The 18,396-nt window shown below is 42.6% G+C and carries 18 protein-coding genes; 6 read left to right on the top strand and 12 right to left on the bottom strand.

Annotation, left to right across the window (positions count from 1 at the left end; all coding sequences use genetic code 11):
- Positions 1–18 precede the first annotated feature (18 nt).
- Positions 19–936, bottom strand: a complete 918-nt coding sequence (gene ctaB / locus BSU_14880; protein NP_389371.1) for a protoheme IX farnesyltransferase 2 — start codon at positions 934–936, stop codon at positions 19–21.
- Positions 937–1,290: 354 nt separating this feature from the next.
- On the opposite strand from ctaB, the gene ctaA reads away from it, so the two are divergent.
- Positions 1,291–2,211 (top strand): heme-A synthase, encoded by a 921-nt coding sequence (gene ctaA, locus BSU_14870; protein ID NP_389370.1) that lies wholly within the window; start codon positions 1,291–1,293, stop codon positions 2,209–2,211.
- A gap of 402 nt (positions 2,212–2,613) precedes the next feature.
- Here ctaA and pycA read toward each other — a convergent pair whose 3' ends face one another.
- The 4 genes from pycA to glsB all read right to left on the bottom strand — a co-directional run bounded on the left by pycA (position 2,614) and on the right by glsB (position 8,860).
- Entirely contained in the window at positions 2,614–6,060 is a 3,447-nt protein-coding gene (pycA, locus tag BSU_14860; protein ID NP_389369.1) for a pyruvate carboxylase, read from the bottom strand.
- A gap of 74 nt (positions 6,061–6,134) precedes the next feature.
- Complete coding sequence (gene ftsW / locus BSU_14850; RefSeq protein ID NP_389368.1) at positions 6,135–7,346, bottom strand: cell-division protein; transporter of lipid-linked cell wall precursors; 1,212 nt, start codon at positions 7,344–7,346, stop codon at positions 6,135–6,137.
- A gap of 205 nt (positions 7,347–7,551) precedes the next feature.
- A complete protein-coding gene (gene ylaN, locus BSU_14840; protein ID NP_389367.1) occupies positions 7,552–7,833 on the bottom strand; it encodes a hypothetical protein in 282 nt (93 codons plus the stop codon).
- 97 nt (positions 7,834–7,930) lie between these two features.
- Positions 7,931–8,860 carry an L-glutamine amidohydrolase; glutaminase gene (glsB, locus tag BSU_14830; RefSeq protein ID NP_389366.1) on the bottom strand — a complete coding sequence of 310 codons (930 nt, stop codon included), beginning with the start codon at positions 8,858–8,860 and terminating at the stop codon, positions 7,931–7,933.
- A gap of 102 nt (positions 8,861–8,962) precedes the next feature.
- Here glsB and ylaL point away from each other — a divergent pair, with 102 nt between their 5' ends.
- A complete protein-coding gene (gene ylaL, locus BSU_14820; RefSeq protein ID NP_389365.1) occupies positions 8,963–9,448 on the top strand; it encodes a hypothetical protein in 486 nt (161 codons plus the stop codon).
- Between the two features lie 3 nt (positions 9,449–9,451).
- Here ylaL and ylaK read toward each other — a convergent pair whose 3' ends face one another.
- On the bottom strand, positions 9,452–10,780 hold the full coding sequence (gene ylaK, locus BSU_14810) for a putative phosphate starvation inducible protein (protein NP_389364.1): 1,329 nt from the start codon (positions 10,778–10,780) through the stop codon (positions 9,452–9,454).
- Between the two features lie 154 nt (positions 10,781–10,934).
- On the opposite strand from ylaK, the gene ylaJ reads away from it, so the two are divergent.
- Both ylaJ and ylaI read left to right on the top strand, forming a co-directional pair.
- Positions 10,935–11,564: a putative germination lipoprotein gene (gene ylaJ / locus BSU_14800; protein NP_389363.1), complete on the top strand. Its 630-nt coding sequence runs from the start codon at positions 10,935–10,937 to the stop codon at positions 11,562–11,564.
- Positions 11,565–11,646: 82 nt separating this feature from the next.
- A complete protein-coding gene (ylaI, locus tag BSU_14790) occupies positions 11,647–11,856 on the top strand; it encodes a hypothetical protein (protein NP_389362.1) in 210 nt (69 codons plus the stop codon).
- 55 nt (positions 11,857–11,911) lie between these two features.
- Here ylaI and ylaH read toward each other — a convergent pair whose 3' ends face one another.
- Together ylaH and bipA are read right to left on the bottom strand one after the other, a co-directional pair.
- The gene (gene ylaH, locus BSU_14780; RefSeq protein ID NP_389361.1) at positions 11,912–12,229 is read right to left on the bottom strand and encodes a conserved membrane protein of unkown function; all 318 of its coding nucleotides are present in this window, start codon (positions 12,227–12,229) and stop codon (positions 11,912–11,914) included.
- Between the two features lie 56 nt (positions 12,230–12,285).
- Entirely contained in the window at positions 12,286–14,124 is a 1,839-nt protein-coding gene (gene bipA / locus BSU_14770) for a ribosome-associated GTPase (protein NP_389360.1), read from the bottom strand.
- Between the two features lie 112 nt (positions 14,125–14,236).
- Here bipA and ylaF point away from each other — a divergent pair, with 112 nt between their 5' ends.
- Together ylaF and ylaE are read left to right on the top strand one after the other, a co-directional pair.
- Complete coding sequence (gene ylaF, locus BSU_14760) at positions 14,237–14,425, top strand: hypothetical protein (RefSeq protein NP_389359.1); 189 nt, start codon at positions 14,237–14,239, stop codon at positions 14,423–14,425.
- 272 nt (positions 14,426–14,697) lie between these two features.
- Positions 14,698–15,309 (top strand): hypothetical protein, encoded by a 612-nt coding sequence (ylaE, locus tag BSU_14750; RefSeq protein ID NP_389358.1) that lies wholly within the window; start codon positions 14,698–14,700, stop codon positions 15,307–15,309.
- A gap of 39 nt (positions 15,310–15,348) precedes the next feature.
- On the opposite strand, the gene sigQ is transcribed toward ylaE, so the two are convergent.
- Genes sigQ through ylaA form a run of 4 tightly spaced genes read right to left on the bottom strand, consistent with a single transcriptional unit; the run spans position 15,349 to position 18,359 of the window.
- The gene (gene sigQ / locus BSU_14740; protein NP_389357.1) at positions 15,349–15,642 is read right to left on the bottom strand and encodes an anti-SigP(YlaC) sigma factor; all 294 of its coding nucleotides are present in this window, start codon (positions 15,640–15,642) and stop codon (positions 15,349–15,351) included.
- Positions 15,639–16,160 carry an RNA polymerase ECF-type sigma factor gene (sigP, locus tag BSU_14730; protein NP_389356.1) on the bottom strand — a complete coding sequence of 174 codons (522 nt, stop codon included), beginning with the start codon at positions 16,158–16,160 and terminating at the stop codon, positions 15,639–15,641. The genes sigQ and sigP overlap by 4 nt, the downstream gene beginning before the upstream one ends.
- Positions 16,160–16,429, bottom strand: coding sequence for a hypothetical protein (ylaB, locus tag BSU_14720; protein NP_389355.1), 270 nt, complete (start codon positions 16,427–16,429; stop codon positions 16,160–16,162). The genes sigP and ylaB overlap by 1 nt, the downstream gene beginning before the upstream one ends.
- Positions 16,419–18,359: a hypothetical protein gene (gene ylaA, locus BSU_14710; RefSeq protein ID NP_389354.1), complete on the bottom strand. Its 1,941-nt coding sequence runs from the start codon at positions 18,357–18,359 to the stop codon at positions 16,419–16,421. The genes ylaB and ylaA overlap by 11 nt, the downstream gene beginning before the upstream one ends.
- Positions 18,360–18,396 lie beyond the last annotated feature (37 nt).

Raw genomic sequence — 18,396 nt, 5'->3', positions numbered from 1 at the left:
AAGCATCATATCTATTTTTTAGAAAAGCGTCAAGACAACCATGGCAACGAAATAGATTGTCATGTAGTTAAGCGAGTAAACGAACATCTGCGTTGCCCACTTCATGATATTCTTGGAGCGGAATCCCATTAAGCCAAGAATCAGCCAGCCGATATTTAACAGCAAGCCGAGAATGACAATCGGAAGACCCAGGCTACCAAGGAAAAACGGAAGCGGCATCAGGCACGCAACCCACACAATAATTTGTCTTTTTGTCACTTCAAATCCGTATACGACAGGAAGCATCGGAATATTTGCAGCTCTGTAATCCTCAGTTTTCTTAATAGCCAATGCTAAGAAGTGAGGAATCTGCCAAATAAATAAAATCATGAATAACACCCATGCTACGACACCGATATTCCCTTCCACTGCCGTCCATCCAATAAGCGGCGGCACTGCACCGGAAACGCTTCCTACTACTGTGTTAATCGTATAGCGGCGTTTCGTCCACATTGTGTACAATACAACATACGTAAAGACTCCGATAAAACCGATAACAGCAGCCATGACAGTTGTCATCAGCAGCATGATCAATCCTAAAGCAACCAGCAAAATTCCAGACCATAACGCCTGACTCGGCTGAATTTTACCCGTAACCGTCGGTCTTACTTTCGTACGCTCCATAAGATGGTCAATGTCCCGGTCATACCAGTTATTGATCGCGCAGGAGCCCGCAATAATCAGTGAAGACCCGATTAACGTAAGAAGAACGGTGTTTATATTGCCTAAAAAACTTAAACCGGATATATGCAGTGCAAGCCACATTCCAGTGAAAGTCGTGATGAGGTTAGAATTGACGATCCCTATTTTAATAAGGGACAGAAAATCTTTCCATGCCGTTGTTTCTTCAATTTGTCCGTCTATAGCTGTATCATTTAAGATTCTGGAGTTAGCCATAACGTAAACCTCCCTTACAAACCTAACGCAGGAGAATAAAATAACCTGCAACTCTATCATACAAGATAACATCTTGTAAAAAAACATCCTATTAAATATTAAACGACAAACAGGAATTTATTTGTGAACTTTTTATGAATTTTACCAAAGATGAAGGCAATCTCCAAATCGGCATTGCGTTTACCTTATTTCTATCAGACCCGGCATGAATAATCAAGTGTACATTTTCCAGAAGCCGTCATTCTATTATATTTTTGTGAACAAAAGGCTCTGGGAATTGCCACAAAACACATATTCGCTTACACTTGGAACGTATATAAAATTGCAGCAGTATGTTAAGAAGGTGAATATTGTATGAATAAAGCATTAAAAGCTCTCGGTGTTCTGACGACATTTGTCATGCTAATTGTTTTAATCGGGGGTGCCCTCGTTACAAAAACAGGTTCCGGCCAAGGATGCGGCAGACAGTGGCCGCTGTGTCACGGCCGTTTTTTCCCTGAACTGAATCCGGCTTCAATTATTGAATGGAGCCACCGATTCGCAAGCGGAATCTCTATTATCCTTGTGCTAAGCCTTGCGTTTTGGTCATGGAGAAAAATCACGCCGATTTTTCGTGAAACAACGTTTCTCGCGATCATGTCAATTATCTTTTTATTTCTTCAGGCATTGCTTGGCGCATTGGCTGTCGTATTCGGTTCGAACGCGCTGATTATGGCGCTTCACTTCGGCATCTCATTAATTTCTTTTGCTTCAGTGCTTATTTTAACATTGCTCATATTTGAAGCTGATAAATCAGTCAGAACACTGGTTAAGCCGCTTCAAATCGGCAAAAAGATGCAATTTCACATGATAGGAATTTTAATATATTCCTATATCGTTGTGTATACAGGCGCATATGTAAGACACACTGAATCAAGTCTGGCATGTCCTAATGTGCCGCTGTGCAGCCCGCTGAACAATGGACTTCCGACCCAATTCCATGAATGGGTGCAAATGGGCCACAGAGCAGCAGCCTTACTTTTATTTGTATGGATTATTGTTGCCGCTGTTCATGCTATTACTTCCTATAAAGATCAAAAACAGATCTTTTGGGGATGGATCTCATGTCTTATTTTCATTACATTACAGGCACTGTCCGGTATTATGATCGTATACTCTGAACTGGCTCTGGGCTTTGCACTTGCCCACTCGTTCTTTATTGCCTGTCTGTTTGGCGTTCTATGCTACTTCTTATTATTGATTGCTCGTTTCCGTTATGAATCCAGGCAATCATAAGGACTCAAGACCAAAGCCTTAGGCGGCTTTGGTCTTTTTTATGTCTTGTTTTTTGGCGCTTTATGCGTTTCAATCGCCAGCCTTCGCCGAACTTGATGATCAGTGAGCGGCTCACTTCGGTCTGTCCCCTTTCTCATCGTGATTATAGAAATTTCATATGGATCTATAGCTCGCGAACATAAGTATTAAAGCCTTTTAAATCAGATAGTGCTTAAAGAAATATGCACGGCATACTACAAAGCATCTAAAATATTGGCTGTATAAGCCTCTTTTTATTTTGGGCTTGTGACAGTACTCTATAATCTCTGAAGTCCCCTTATATCTCTTCTAACCATCTGTTTCACTCCACATTTTCTATATAAAAAACAAGAGTGTATATCATTGATATACACTCTTTGTTTTTTATGCTTTTTCAATTTCAAGGAGCAGATCTCCCGTTTGGATCGGCTCACCATTTTTCACATGAACCTGCTTGATTGTTCCTGAGAAAGGCGCCTGAACCGTTGTTTCCATTTTCATCGCTTCATTAATCATCAAATGATCACCTTTATTGACTTTTGTGCCTGCTTCAGCCAATACCTTAATAACTGTTCCAGGCATGGAAGCTGCGATGTGGCTTGGATTTGTCCGGTCTGCTTTCAGCCTTTCCTGAACGGAAGACTTAATGCTTTCATCTTTAATGACTACTTCACGCGGCTGCCCGTTGAGTTCGAAATAAACGACGCGGGTGGCATCAGGCTGAGGCTCACCGATTGAAATCAGCTTAACGATCAGCGTTTTGCCGCGCTCAATTTCAACTTCTATCTCTTCACCTAATGTCATACCGTAGAAGAATGTCGGTGTATCTAATACCGAGATGTCTCCATAGCTTTCTGTCGTTTTCACATAATCAGTGAAGACTTTAGGATAAAGGGCATATGCCACAGCATCCTGATCTGAAATTTCCAAGTTATGCTGCTCTTTAAATTCCTGTTTGATCGCTTCAAATGACACCGGCTCAAGCAGTTCGCCCGGTCTGACTGTAATCGGCTCCTGCCCTTTTAAGATCAGCTTTTGCAGTTTTTCTGGGAATCCGCCATGAGGCTGGCCGATATTTCCTTTAAAAAGCTCCACGACAGAATCAGGGAAATCTAAAGATTCACCTTTTTCGTAAACGTCTTTTTCAGTCAGATTGTTTTGCACCATGTAGAGTGCCATATCTCCGACTACTTTTGAGGAAGGCGTTACCTTGACGATGTCACCGAACATATCGTTCACGCGTCTGTACATTTCCTTGACTTCGTTCCAGCGGTCGCCAAGGCCTACTCCCTTGGCTTGCTGCTGCAGGTTGCTGTATTGGCCCCCTGGCATTTCGTGTTCATAAATTTCAGTATGCGGAGACTTCATTCCGCTTTCAAATTCACTATAATATTTACGCACCGACTCCCAATATTGGGACAGCAATTCAACGCCTTGGACATTCATTTCCGGACGGCGGTCGTTGCCTTCCATCGCATGATAAAATCCGCTCGCGCTAGGCTGTGACGTTAATCCCGCCATTGAGCTGACCGCCACGTCTATGATATCAACGCCGGCTTCAACAGCTTTCGCATACATATAAATACCGTTTCCGCTCGTATCATGCGTATGAAGGTGAACCGGAATGTCGATCGTTTCTTTCAACGCAGAAACGAGCTCATATGCAGCCTGCGGTTTTAACAGCCCTGCCATATCTTTAATCCCGAGAATATGGGCTCCGGCCGCCTCAAGCTCCTTCGCCATCGATGTATAATATGCAAGGTCGTACTTCGTCCGGTTCTTGTCAAGGATATCTCCCGTATAACAAATCGCAGCTTCTGCCACTTTGCCGGTATCCCTAACAGCATCAATGGCTAACGTCATCCCTTTTACCCAGTTTAAGCTGTCGAAAATACGAAACACATCAATACCGGATTGAGCTGATTGCTTCACAAATTCTTTAATCACATTGTCCGGATAATTCGTATAGCCGACCGCATTTGATGAGCGAAGCAACATCTGGAATAAGGTATTCGGCACTTCTTTGCGAAGATCTTCCAAACGTTTCCACGGATCTTCTTTCAGGAATCGGTAGGCTACATCGAAGGTCGCGCCTCCCCACATTTCCATACTGAATAGTTCAGGCCATAACGCAGCCGTCGGATTTGCGATTTTTTTCAAATCATGCGATCTGATTCTAGTTGCCAATAACGATTGGTGGGCATCCCTGAATGTCGTATCAGTTAAAAGGACAGATTTCTGCTCCTTAACCCAATTTGCAAGCCCTTCTGCACCTTTTTCATCGAGAATTTGCTTTGTTCCTCTGGCAGGCTGCTGATCAACGTCTACCTTTACGCCTAACGGTTTGTCAAACGCCGGTTTTTCTTTTTTCCCGATTCCAGGGAAGCCGTTCACTGTCACATTGCCGATGTAAGTGAGCATTTTCGTTCCGCGGTCTTTTTGTTTAGGGAAATTAAATAATTCAGGCGTTGTATCAATGAAAGATGTATCATATTGCCCTGTCAGGAACTTCTCATGCTTTGCAACGTTCTCAAGGAACGGAATGTTCGTTTTTATGCCTCTGATTCTAAACTCCTGAAGGTTTCGCACCATTTTGGCAGCTGCCTGTTCAAACGTTAAAGCCCAAGTTGAAAGCTTAACGAGAAGTGAATCATAGTATGGTGTGATCACGGCGCCCTGGAAGCTGTTTCCGGTATCAAGACGGACACCAAAACCGCCGCCTGAGCGGTAAGCCATGATTTTTCCTGTATCAGGCATGAAATCATTTTGCGGATCCTCAGTCGTAACCCGTGACTGAATGGCATAGCCGATTGTAAAAATGTCCTTTTGCTCAGGAATATTTACTTTTTTGCTGTGAAGGCTGTGCCCTTGGGCAACAAGGATCTGAGTTTGAACAATATCGACACCAGTAATCATTTCTGTTATCGTGTGTTCAACTTGTACGCGAGGATTTACTTCAATAAAGTAGAACTCGTTGTTTGCAACAAGGAATTCGACCGTCCCCGCATTTATATAGTTTACATTTTTGGCAAGCGCAACTGCAGCCTCACAAATTTGGTCCCTTAATTCAGGTGACAGCGAGACACTCGGCGCCACTTCAATGACTTTTTGATGGCGTCTTTGAACGGAGCAATCCCTCTCAAAAAGATGGACGACATTGCCCTGCTTGTCTCCAATGACCTGAACCTCAATATGTTTCGGATTCTCAATTAATTTTTCTACATAAACTTCATCATTGCCAAAGGCTGCTTTCGCCTCTGATTTAGCACGCTCATATGCTTCTTTAACTTCACTTTCAGATCTGACAATCCGCATACCGCGGCCGCCGCCGCCAAGCGAGGCTTTAATGATGATCGGATAACCGTTAGCTTGTCCAAATTGTTCGACGGCTTCAAGCGTTTCGGCAGGACCGTCGCTTCCCGGAATCACGGGGATTCCCGCTTTTTCTGCCTGCTCACGCGCTTTTACCTTGTCACCAAACATATCGAGATGCTCGGATTTTGGCCCTATGAATACGATGCCTTCTTCTTCACATCGTCTCGCAAAATGAATATTTTCAGATAAGAAACCGTATCCCGGATGAATTGCATCGACTTTGTTTCTTTTCGCAATATCAATGATACCTTCAATATCCAGGTAAGCATCAATCGGTTTTTTCCCTTCACCGACCAAGTATGCTTCATCCGCTTTGTACCGATGGTAGGAACCGGAATCTTCTTTTGAATAGACCGCAACTGTACGAATATTCAACTCGGTACACGCCCGGAATATTCGGATTGCAATTTCTCCCCTGTTTGCTACTAATACTTTTTGTATCGATTGCTGAGACAAACTTTTCTCCCCCTTACCCGAATGGAATATAATCTATCATAGCGGAATATCCTTCCCCTGTACACACTTGTTTTTTACAGATAAACAGTTTTTTTGAGCTGTTTCTTTTTCATTCCCTTCGGCGCCAAGGGCTCTTTCTTTTTCTTATTCTCTGAATATTTCACAAACATGCTGATATTCGCTAATATCCCCATACTCCCCAGCAGCAGCACCAAAGAAGAGCCCCCGTAACTGATAAATGGCAGCGTAACCCCTGTAATCGGAATTAATCCGCTGACACCGCCAAGGTTAATAAACGACTGGATGGCAATCATGCTTGAAATGCCGATCGCCAGAAGACTTCCAAACGGGTCCTCGCATTTTCTGGCAATATAAAAACCTTTTATGACGACAAAACCCAATAAGAAAATCACAAACAATACCCCAAAAATGCCGAGCTCTTCAGCAATGACAGCCATAATAAAGTCAGTGTGTGATTCAGGCAGATATCCGTATTTTTGGATACTTTCACCGAGCCCCAGGCCGAAAATGCCGCCTGAGCTGATCGCATAATAAGAATTGATCACTTGCAAACCTGATGAATTTGCATACTTAAATGGGTCTTCAAGACTCTCAAAACGCGCTAAACGGCCTTCAGTTAAAATTTTGTCCTGATTCAAATAGATAATAGGGCTGACTAAAATGAAAACAATTCCGCCCAGTATCACAAGCCTCACCAGCGTCTTTCCGCTGAAGCCGGAGCACAAGATCATGCACGTCGCAATTAACCCTATAATCATGGCTGTACCGAAATCTGGCTGCATGGCAATTAACCCACAAATTATAAGCGTCATGACTACCGGAGGGGCTACTCCCGTTAACAGATGGTCGATATAACTTTGTTTTTTTGCATATACGGCTGCAAGGTATAAAATCACGACCAGTTTCACAAACTCCCCCGGCTGAATACTCATTCCGCCGATTTTAAACCAGCTCTGCGCGTTTCCGGCAACATGCCCGAAAACAAACAGTGAGATAAGCGCAAGAACAGATACAAGCAGTATCCCCTTCTGAAACTTTTGATGGGCCAGTGCTTTATAAGGAAACAACGCCATGAGAATAAATAGAGCGCCACCCGCAATTAAAGCAAACAGCTGCCGCATGAAGAAAAAATTACTGCTTACTCCATACCGGGAGACAGCCGTAATCATGCTTGAGCTGTATACCATCACTAAACCGAATCCGCATAATAAAACGATTGCGAATATCAGTGAGTAATCATAAGATTTTAGCATTTTTTTTAACATAACATCCTCTTCCCTGCTTCTAACTTCCATTATCTATGGTTTTTATGTATTTATCTTTTTTATTTTACTACAATTTATCAAACGAGACGAAGAATCTCTATACGATTCGGAAGGAATGTGTAAAAAAAGACCGTCTTTTATGAGATGAGAGAAAAATAGCGGTTATAAAAAAACCCAAACTGTTAATAAGTTTGAGTTTTATCATTTATTTAGCTGTAAACGCGTCATGCAAAGCAGACAATTCGCGCTCCAATGTGTATAAAAGGTCTTTACCGTCTTTTTCATCAACCAATCCCAGGCGGACAGCAAAATCGATTTCCCTCGAAAGCCCGAACATTTGAGTATCTAAAACCTCTTCATATAGAGGACATTGAGGCATCGTTAAGTTATCCATTTGTACTCGGATCAGCTTCAAAATCTTCTCAGCGTCCACTTTTAAGAGTTCAAAAGCTTTTTGCCGATGGTCAACTATCATCTCTGAAGCCAAAAGTATCCCTCCGTTCCCCAGGCGAGTACCTAATTCTTCTATTTATCATAAAGGGTATCAACAGAAAATGCAAGAGGATTTAAGCATATGACATAAATTAAAAAATACTCAGCCTGTACATCTCAGACATTATTTCCAAAAGCTTTACACCTGCAATGCTGTTCCCTTTTTCGTCTAATGCGGGGCCGAATATGCCGATCCCGAAATCGTAAGGCGAAATGCCCATTATCCCGCCGGATACGCCGCTTTTCGCAGGAATTCCGACCTTAATTGCGAATTCCCCGCTTGCATTGTACATTCCGCACGTCACCATAAACGTTTTGCAAATTCTAGCGACATCTTTTGAGATGACCTGCTCCCCAGTCTCTGGATGTCTGCCGTTCAATGCGAATACAGATCCGATTTTCGCTAAATCCAAGCTGTTCATCTCAATCGCGCATTGCTTCGTATATAAATCCATTACTGCCTCTACATCATCTTCAAAAATGCCGTACTGCTTCATATAATAACACATCGCCCGATTAATCATTGAAGTGCTGTATTCAGATTCAGCCACTTCCCGGCAGTATGTAATCTCTTGGTTGTTTGTCAGCCTTCTGATAAAAGAAAGCAAATAATCAAGTCTCTCTTTTACCGTTCTTCCCCTTATCAGACTTGTCACTACCAATGCCCCGGCATTAATCATAGGGTTTAACGGCTTGCTCGGATTCACTGTTTCGAGCTTGATAATTGAATTAAACGGATCACCGGTCGGCTCCTGTCCAACATAACTGAAGACCTTATCTTTGCCGTATTCCATTAACACCAAAGCAAGGGAAAGGACTTTCGATATACTTTGAAGCGTAAATGTTTTTTCTACGTCACCTGCTGACAGACAAACATTATTGGAATAATAAATCGCCACTGACAGGTCGTGTTTATCAGCTTTTGCCAAGGCGGGAATATAGCTGGCTACCTCCCCCTTGTCCGTTACTTTTTTCGCCTTTTTCACTAAGGCTTCAAGCTCATCATTATGCTGGCATACCATGCAAACACCCTCGTTCCCTCAGCATTTCAATACACATAATTTGTACACAAAGTGACAATTCATGCGAAAACTTTTATAATTTTGAGAGAAGGGGGTCATATCATGAGCGTTATCCAAGTAAAAGGCAATGTTACATATCCAATTACCATTGATCCAAGCGTATGGATTTTTGATGATCGCAAATTTTCGTTTGACCGCAAAGGGGACAGTCAAGACACATATTTACAATCAGCCGGGGATGAATCCGACCTTGATCCGGAACGCGTCATCAGAGAGGGGCGAATCGCGCCGCCTACATTAAAGACGGAAAAGCAATATGAGAAGCAAAAACTGATGAACGGCAGTTTCGCAATGAGACTTGGGACTGTCCTGAAAAATGCTGAGCCGAACAGCTCTGCGACACAATGTGTATTTGTCACAAGTTCGGGAAAGGCCGCCGTTTCTCTGGAAACCGCTCTGAACAGTATTGTCCATTTCAGTGAGGCAGGCAAGCCGATTCAAGAAGGCGGCCCCGTGCATATTTACTTTGAAGACCCGGTTCATCACAAACAGCCGATTACCGATGTAAAAGAGATCGAAATCATTTAAGTGTTACAGCAAATCAGCTGCAAGCTGGGCGAGACCTGATCTCTCACCTTTTAACAGCTTCACGCTGCCTGAGATGGGTTGTCCTTTAAACCGCTCAACCACATAGGCCAAACCATTGTTCAGACTGTCTAAATATGGGTGATCAATTTGTTCAGGGTCGCCCATTAAGACAATTTTACTGCCCTCACCGACTCTCGTCAGCAACGTTTTCACCTCATGCCTGGTCAAATTTTGCGCTTCATCAATGATAATAAATTGATCTGGAATGCTTCTCCCTCTGATATAAGTCAGCGCCTCTACCTGAATTGAGCCAATTCCCGCCAAAATAGCATCAAGCTCCCCTGGTTTTTTCGCATTAAACAGAAACTCTAAGTTGTCAAAAATCGGCTGCATCCAAGGCTTTAGCTTTTCCTCTTTTTCGCCTGGCAAATACCCGATGTCCTTGCCAACAGGAACAATCGGCCTTGCGACGACCAGCTTTTTATATATTCCCAAGTCTTCTGTCTGTAATAGCCCTGCCGCCAAAGCTAAGAGCGTTTTGCCGGTTCCCGCTTTGCCGATCAGGGTGACAAGCGGAATATCTTCCCGCAGCAAAAGCTCTAATGCCATTGTCTGCTGTACATTTTTCGGCCTGATTCCCCATATATGTTCATCATCAAATACGAGTCTTTTTAATACCGTTCCGGTTTTGTCTGCAATTCCGACTGCCGAGGAGGACCCTCCTAGCTCATCCTTCATTAAAGCAAACTGATTCGGATAAAACGCATGCTGTTTCACATCGTTTACTGAAATTTGATTTTTCCCGTAAAAAGAGCTGAACAGCTGCTGGCTGATATATAAATCTTTATAGCCGCTGTACATTTCATCATTGTCCACAACCCGGTCATTCAAGAAATCTTCAGCAAGCAGTCCGATTGCGTCGGCTTTAACCCTGACCAGTACATCCTTACTGACAAGGATAACCGGCCTGCCATTTTCCTTGGTTTCTTCCTCGAGGCTTAAGTTTTTCGCAACGGCTAATATGCGATTATCGTTCGTCTTTTCAATAAAGATCTCTTGCAGCTGGTGAAACGAACGATGATTCAGTTCAATTCTCAGTGTGCCGCCGGTGTCAAGCGGTACATGCTCATGCAGCCTGCCCTTTTGTCTTAGCGCATCGATTAGCTTAGATACGTGCCTTGCATTCCTCCCAACTTCGTCCATATACCGTTTTTTTGAATCAACCTCTTCTAAAACGACAGCAGGGATGACAACCTCATTTTCTTCAAAAGAAAATATCGCGTTAGGATCCTGTAATAACACATTCGTATCTAACACATAAATTTTACTCAAGTCTCAGCCTCCTGATATAAGGGTCAAAGTTCTTCCTGCTTCTCTTTTGATGAAAAAGGTGAATGCCTGCTAAAATATATGTTTTTGTGCATAAAGATAGAAGGTTAATTCAACAATAAAATTAATGAAAGCATTTTAAGGAGGGAACCCGCAAGTGCGAATTCTTTTCATTATCATACAGCTGACACTTATCCTGTCCGCTTGTGCCTATCAACAAGGAAAACAGGGCCAGAATGTTGAAAAAGAATCAACAAGACAGCAGGAGACTAAACCGATTCACGTAAAGGACACAACTCAAGAAACAAAAGACAATGGAACAAGAACGGATATTGCCAAGCATCTTGTCAGCGTTGCTGAAAAAAACCCCGACGTCAAGGATGCAACAGCCGTTGTGCTGGGAGGCTATGCTGTTGTTGGGATTGATGTCGATGATACTTTGGACAGAAGCAAAGTGGAAACCATTAAATATTCTGTAGCTCAGGCGCTAAAGAATGATCGATATGGCGCCAACGCAGTAGTCATTGCTGATCCCGATACGGTCAGCCGCCTTCGCGAAATGAGCAGAGAAATCAGCGAGGGCCATCCGGTAACAGGTATACTGGATGAATTAGCTGCAATTGTCGGCCGAGTGCTTCCCGAAGTGCCTAACGATGTGATTGACAATGAAGATGAACCGCAAACAAAGCAGCAAAATGACCAATTAAATAGAAAACAGCAACAGGAAATGGAGAAGGAACAAAACGATCAATCTGATCATCATATGAAAAAGAACAACAATGACTAAGCTATAGCCTTGCGCTTTAGCTTTTTCTTATTTTGGACAGCTTCTGATCCGTGGTATAATACATGTTAGTGAAAGAGGTGATATGATGAGGGTCAAATGTTCTATTTGCGATAAAATTGAAACAATTGATGATGATACCCTGATCGCGAAACGGCTTCGAAACCGCCCGATCCATACATATATGTGCCAGGAATGCCACGATCGGATTGCCAAAAAAACAGAGGAACGGCTGAAAACGGGAAAATTTACTTTTCACCCGGGACAGCAGAAAAAAGAAAAAGTCAAAAAATAAAGCGGCCGCTTAACCATACAGAACACAAAAAAGACTCAGCTTTCAGCTGAGTCTTTTATGATTTTGCAGACTGTCCTTTTTTCGACTGATACAGCCGGATTTTGTAAATGATTAAAATCAGCGCAGCGACGACCAATCCTTCTGCCACGGGCAAAAACACCCCTAAAAAAGTCAAAACAGTGCAGCCCAAAGCCAAAAATACATACACCACTGCAGATTTTAATACAGGAAGCCGTTTAGCAAATCCAAGCTTAAATACAATAACGGCCAACACAAAAATCGTGCCGTACAGCAGCCACATGCCTGCCGCAGGCTGCCGGTCTACTTGATATAGAGCGGCGAAGAACGACAGGCGTTCGCTTACGTCATTCAAAAAGATTCCCTCCCCTGTAAACGTACGGGTTCTATCTTTTCAAATTCTGCACGAGATTAAGACAATCCTGCTGTTTTTTTCTTTTTAGCTGCTTTTTCACGTTCGTTCTTATTGAGGATCTTCTTTCTTAAACGGATGGATTCAGGTGTTACTTCACAATATTCATCTTCGTTTAAGTACTCTAGAGACTCCTCAAGAGACATGATGCGCGCTTTTTTAATTGTAGTTGTCTGATCCTTTGTCGCAGAACGGACGTTTGTTTGCTGTTTCATTTTGCTGACGTTAACAACAAGGTCGTTGTCACGGTTATGCTCTCCAACGATCATTCCTTCGTATACTTCAGTACCCGGCTCAACGAAGATGACACCGCGGTCTTCAATTCCTTGAATACCGTATGATGTTGCTTTTCCGTTTTCCATTGACACAAGTACACCTTGACGGCGTCCGCCGACTTGGCCTGCCTGCATCGGCTGGTAGCTGTCAAACGTATGGTTCAAAATACCGAATCCGCGTGTTAATGATAGGAATTCTGTAGAGTAACCGATCAATCCGCGGGAAGGAACTGTAAAGATGAGACGGACTTGGCCGTTTCCGTTGTTGATCATATCAACCATTTCGCCTTTGCGGGCACCCATTGATTCCATTACAGAGCCAGTATGCTCTTCAGGAACATCAATTTGCACACGTTCAACAGGCTCACAGCGTACGCCGTCGATTTCTTTGATAATAACTTCAGGTTTTGACACTTGAAGCTCATAGCCCTCACGACGCATATTTTCAATTAAAATTGACAAGTGCAGCTCACCGCGTCCTGAAACAACCCAAGCATCAGGAGAAGCTGTTGGCTCAACACGCAAGCTCACATCCGTCTGAAGCTGTGATTGAAGACGCTCTTCGATTTTGCGGGCCGTTACATATTTGCCTTCACGGCCTGCAAACGGACTGTTATTCACGACAAATGTCATTTGAAGTGTCGGCTCATCAATGCGAAGGACCGGAAGCGGATCTTGATGGTCTACAGGACATACCGTTTCACCAACGTTGATATCTTCCATCCCGGAAACCGCAACGAGGTCTCCCGCTTTTGCTTCTTCAATTTCCACACGCTTTAAGCCTTGGAAACCAAAAATCTTTGTAACACGGAATGACTTTGCCGTTCCGTCAAGCTTCATAAGAGAAACCTGCTGTCCGACTTTCATTGTGCCGCGGAATACGCGTCCGATTCCGATACGGCCTACATAGTCGTTGTAGTCAAGAAGGGCAACTTGGAATTGAAGCGGCTCCTCTGCATTATCAACAGGTGCCGGAACATGCTTAATAATGGTTTCATATAAAGCTTCCATGTTTTCATCCTGTTGTTTCGGATCAAGACTCGCTGTTCCATTAATCGCGGAAGCATATACCACTGGGAACTCGAGCTGCTCTTCATTGGCATCAAGCTCAATGAACAGATCCAGAACTTCATCGATAACTTCCTCTGGACGAGCAAAGTCACGGTCAATTTTGTTTACAACAACAACAGGGTTCAGGTTTTGCTCAAGAGCTTTTTTCAGAACAAAACGAGTTTGAGGCATACAGCCTTCATATGCGTCAACGACAAGCACTACGCCGTCAACCATTTTCATAATCCGTTCTACTTCTCCCCCAAAGTCTGCATGTCCAGGGGTGTCCAAAATATTGATACGTGTATCTTTATAGTTAATCGCAGTATTTTTCGCCAATATTGTAATGCCGCGTTCGCGTTCAAGATCATTAGAGTCCATTGCGCGTTCAGCAACCTGTTCGTTGGCACGGAACGTACCAGCCTGATGTAAAAGCTGATCGACTAGAGTCGTTTTCCCATGGTCAACGTGGGCAATAATCGCGATGTTGCGAAGATCATTTCGAAGTTTCACTTTTTCATCTCCTAAAAAAATTAGATAACTTTCATATTATATCACACATCCTCTTTAAAAGCGTCACGTTTTTCTGTAAACTTAATATAAGACGTAAAAGGGGATGGAATTTATGAAAAAAATGAATTGGCTTTTACTATTATTTGCATTTGCAGCGGTTTTCAGCATTATGCTGATCGGCGTCTTTATCGCTGAAAAAAGCCCTGCAGGCATTATCGCCAGCATTGTACTTGTTTGCGCTGTCATGGGCGGCGGATTTACATTAAAAAAGAAAATGCGCGAACAAGGCTTGCTTGATTAAAAGCATTGCCCCGCCGGCGACATTGTAATCAAAAAACACCGCAAAGAAAGCGGTGTTTTTCATTTCTTTAAGCCTTATCTCCCCTGTTTCTTAGTCAGGAAGATGCAAAACAGCCTTCATACATAGACAATCGTTCTAACGATCACACGTGCAGCCTTCAAAAAGTAGTTCGGCAACGATACACATAAAATACCATAGCGCCTATTCCTCCACCGGAAACTACTCCCTATAATGGAATTTGTAGCACAATTCATAAAAGGGAGAGAAGAAACATGAAGAAAACATTTGTAAAAAAAGCTATGTTAACGACTGCCGCAATGACCTCAGCTGCTCTATTAACGTTCGGTCCTGATGCAGCCAGCGCAAAAACACCGGTTGATAACACTGCTGTTCAACTCCAGCATCAGGCGAGCACTAACGAAGATCTCAATACATTCATTGATATATTAAATCAATGTATATACGAACAAGACGGTGTATATTATTTTGACAGCGAAAAAGCTGTCGAGTTAGGAATGACAAAAGAAGAGGCTCAGGTAATTGCTACACTCTGGGAATCGACATCAGAATTTTTCAGCATTGTTTCACAATGTGTGTATCTCGAGGATGGAAATTACAAATTTGATACAGAAAAAGCAGTTGAACTTGGCTTCACAGAAAAAGAAGCACTTGCACTTGAACAATTTTTCTCCGCTGTTTCTCTCAAGATTCACATTCTTCAAGCAGCCATTGTGCTACAAGATGATGTGTACAGCTATGATAAAGACGCAGCGCTACAAGCAGGTGCAACGCCACTGCAAGCTGACGTTTATGAAAAACTCTTCAGTGCCCTGTCACAAGAACAGCTTGCCGCTATTTACGATATGATTCATCCCCAGGCTTAATGTAAAAAAGCGCTTGCCGGAATCGGACAAGCGCTTTTTTTATATCAGCAGTTTGATGATCAGCATCATGGCAACCGCCGCTCCAAACCAGCAGGCAGCTTTCATGATCAGTAATCCATAGTACCTCTGTTTAAAACGCAGTTCTTCTTCCGGCAGATAAGCCTCCTCAACGGCCTGTTCGCTTTCCAATTCAAATGGCTCAGCCATCGTGTCATACATGTCTCTGCAGCTGCTGCACATTTTTAAATGCTCTTCTATAACGTGTTCCGTTTCTCTTTTACAATCACCTTCAAGATACAGAGGAAGCAGGTCTCTTACTAGAAAGCAGGTCATATCCGCTCCTCCTCTCTACTTTTCGTCATGTTTTTCTTTAGCTCTAATCTAGCCCGGTGCAATGTGGTATTCACCTTAGAAAGACTCCATCCTAATATCTCAGCGATTTCTTCATAAGAAAGCTCTTGGAATTCTCTTAAAATCAAAACGGATTGATGCTGATCTTTTAACTTCAGGAGCTCCTGCCGCAGTGTTTCGCTTTTCACCGTCCGTGACAGATACTGTTCAGGCTGGTCATAAGTTGTTTGCGTTAACCCTTCATTTTTGCTGATTTCAGTAAATTGGTATTTGACATCCCTTCGGTACCAATTGATAAAGGTATGATGCGCAATGGTGTAGAGCCATGTTCTGATGGAAGAATGCCCCCTAAACGAAGCCAGACCGTTAAGAGCTTTTACAAACGTGTCCTGCGCTAAGTCCTTGGCTGTTTCAAGATGATGAGTCCTTCTGAATAAATAATTTAAAATTTCTTGATAATACTGCCGATACAAGTCCTCAATGGAATCCCTATGCTTCATTAAAAATAAAACCACACCGTCATCCAAATGGCCAATAAAATGAAACAGATATACATGGAAGACAGGTATACTTTCATATATCTGATTTGGCTTTCTTCTTCAGCACCGGGACTTCTCTTTAAACAAGTTTTACTCTTTAAGTCTTCCGCATTCTTTTGAAATAGGGATTCATGCTGTTTCATCCATTCCATTGATTCATCCTCTAGCTCTCCTTCTTTATACAGGTCGTATAAGTCTACAAAAACAGACTCTTTTTCTTTATGATTCATAAAGACTTTTCACCTCTTGTGTTTCTCCATCCACTACATAGGCATCATGGCGATTTGAACCAAACGGCTGAATAATGATCAGCCATGCATAATGCCGTTCATCCCCTCTTTGAACGATAATCGGACGCATACGCTTTTTGTAAATGACATCCTGATATAGAGAAGCTACTTTTTCGTAAGCCAATGTTCCATTACGATACGTATAGGGGAATGACTGATCAGGTGTATCGCTGTATACATAAACGTTTAGCTGACCTTGAGCTTCAACAAACTCATATGTTTTAGAAGAATCAGTATACATCACCATGTCACCCTGACTGCTTTTTTTCTTCTTTTCTGATCCACGAGCATCGAAGATCGATAATATCTGATGCTGCAGCCGGCTGTTAGCCATTGAGATATTCTTTTTCATCGGAAGCGAAAGACTATGTAAACAACCTGATTCGCCCTCAAATTCCAAAACAATTCCAACTTTTGTTTCAACTCTCACCATGCTTCCAAGCAGGCTGTCGCTTTCAATATCAGTGATCTGATAAGGCTGTTTTGATATGTTCAGCGCTGTAAACATTTGTTCCACTTTGTCGTGAATGTCTTGTTCCGTTATATGAACATGCAGAAGAGAGTCAAGCTGATAAATCGAAGGATCTTCACTAAACCCCATTAAGGTTTCCTTTTCCCAATAAAATACCGCGCCATCATCAGCATGATCTTTTTTATGAAGTTGATTTTTCAGGTAAATACGTACGACTGTCTGGCCGTCTTCTTGAGATACCTTTGTTTCGATATGATCCTTATGTAACACACGTCCGTGTCGCTCAAGGAAAGCGATGGACTTTCGCTTGTACTCCTGATTCGTTAGCTTTTTCCCATGTGCTTTTTGTAAGTATTCATAATTACGAATTAGCTGCGATACTTCATCTACCTCAGCTTTGTAACCTTTGCTTTCAAATGAGTAGAAATAATGCACATCCATGTTTGTATCGTGCAAATAAAGTGTTTCATCCGTAGGAAAAAATGACTTTAGTATCTGTTCCGCTTTTTCTGATGAAATGTGCTCCCCGACAAAATTGAATGAATCATGGACATTTGCTGGCTTTGATACAGCGAAAGCAGCCGTTCCTATGTTATATATCGGATTTAACAGCAGGACAAAAAACACCATGACAGCCATCGTCACCCACTTATTCACACGCACATAAACCTTTCCTGACTTTTGGAACAGATGATAGCTCATCAAAAATCCCGCCATTGCCAAATAAATCGTATATGGCATTACTGCACCATAATCTTTTGAGATTTGATTGGGATATGGCGCAAGCAGCAAGACAAGCAGTCCGATAATCAGCGTATAAAATAAGCCTAGTAAGATCTTATCCGTTCTCCAATACAGCTTGAAAAACACTACATTCAACGCAATGGGAAGAGTGATGATGAAAAACAGAAACACGAATGCAATCGGCTCCATCCCATCCGGGTATTCCTTCCAATACGAAAAGAAACTAAAAATCATTTGTACGATCGGCAAACTGACAACAGCAAGGTCGAACGTATAAAACTTACCCTTTCCGCCATGATCACGCGGCATCAGCATATAGTGAAAAGCCGTCAGCAGCACATATCCGTATAACAAAAAATGCAGCAGCGGCAGCAGTTCTTTTCCGTCCTCTCTTAAGTAAGCGCTGGTGAAGTTTGTTGATTGCACCTGGTGAATAAGTTCAACAGACACTCCCGCCAGCAGCACAATCCGCAATATAACACCCGCCAAGAACATTGTGCGCTGCCGGTTTATTTTGGGATGATGCACCAAAAGATATAAGCCCGCCAGAACAACAATTGACCATTGAATCAGCAGGGTGCTTTGTCTGCTTAATATAAAATAACGTTCGAAATGCAATACATAATGACTGAATAACTCCAACACGAACAACAATCCTTTACTTCTTATTAAGGCCTCATTCGGTTAGACA

It is taken from the genome of Bacillus subtilis subsp. subtilis str. 168 (assembly GCF_000009045.1).
Classification (GTDB): domain Bacteria; phylum Bacillota; class Bacilli; order Bacillales; family Bacillaceae; genus Bacillus; species Bacillus subtilis.
This window is presented reverse-complemented; position numbering and strand designations above follow the sequence as displayed.

Excerpts from the sequence above, each read along its gene's own strand:
- ctaB (NP_389371.1), bottom strand. The coding sequence starts at position 936 with ATGGCTAACTCCAGAATCTTAAATGATACAGCTATAGACGGACAAATT.
- ctaA (NP_389370.1), top strand. The coding sequence starts at position 1,291 with ATGAATAAAGCATTAAAAGCTCTCGGTGTTCTGACGACATTTGTCATG.
- ftsW (NP_389368.1), bottom strand. The coding sequence starts at position 7,346 with ATGTTAAAAAAAATGCTAAAATCTTATGATTACTCACTGATATTCGCA.
- glsB (NP_389366.1), bottom strand. The coding sequence starts at position 8,860 with ATGGTATGCCAGCATAATGATGAGCTTGAAGCCTTAGTGAAAAAGGCG.
- ylaL (NP_389365.1), top strand. The coding sequence starts at position 8,963 with ATGAGCGTTATCCAAGTAAAAGGCAATGTTACATATCCAATTACCATT.
- ylaI (NP_389362.1), top strand. The coding sequence starts at position 11,647 with ATGATGAGGGTCAAATGTTCTATTTGCGATAAAATTGAAACAATTGAT.
- ylaF (NP_389359.1), top strand. The coding sequence starts at position 14,237 with ATGAAAAAAATGAATTGGCTTTTACTATTATTTGCATTTGCAGCGGTT.
- ylaE (NP_389358.1), top strand. The coding sequence starts at position 14,698 with ATGAAGAAAACATTTGTAAAAAAAGCTATGTTAACGACTGCCGCAATG.
- sigQ (NP_389357.1), bottom strand. The coding sequence starts at position 15,642 with ATGACCTGCTTTCTAGTAAGAGACCTGCTTCCTCTGTATCTTGAAGGT.
- sigP (NP_389356.1), bottom strand. The coding sequence starts at position 16,160 with ATGAAGCATAGGGATTCCATTGAGGACTTGTATCGGCAGTATTATCAA.
- ylaB (NP_389355.1), bottom strand. The coding sequence starts at position 16,429 with ATGAATCATAAAGAAAAAGAGTCTGTTTTTGTAGACTTATACGACCTG.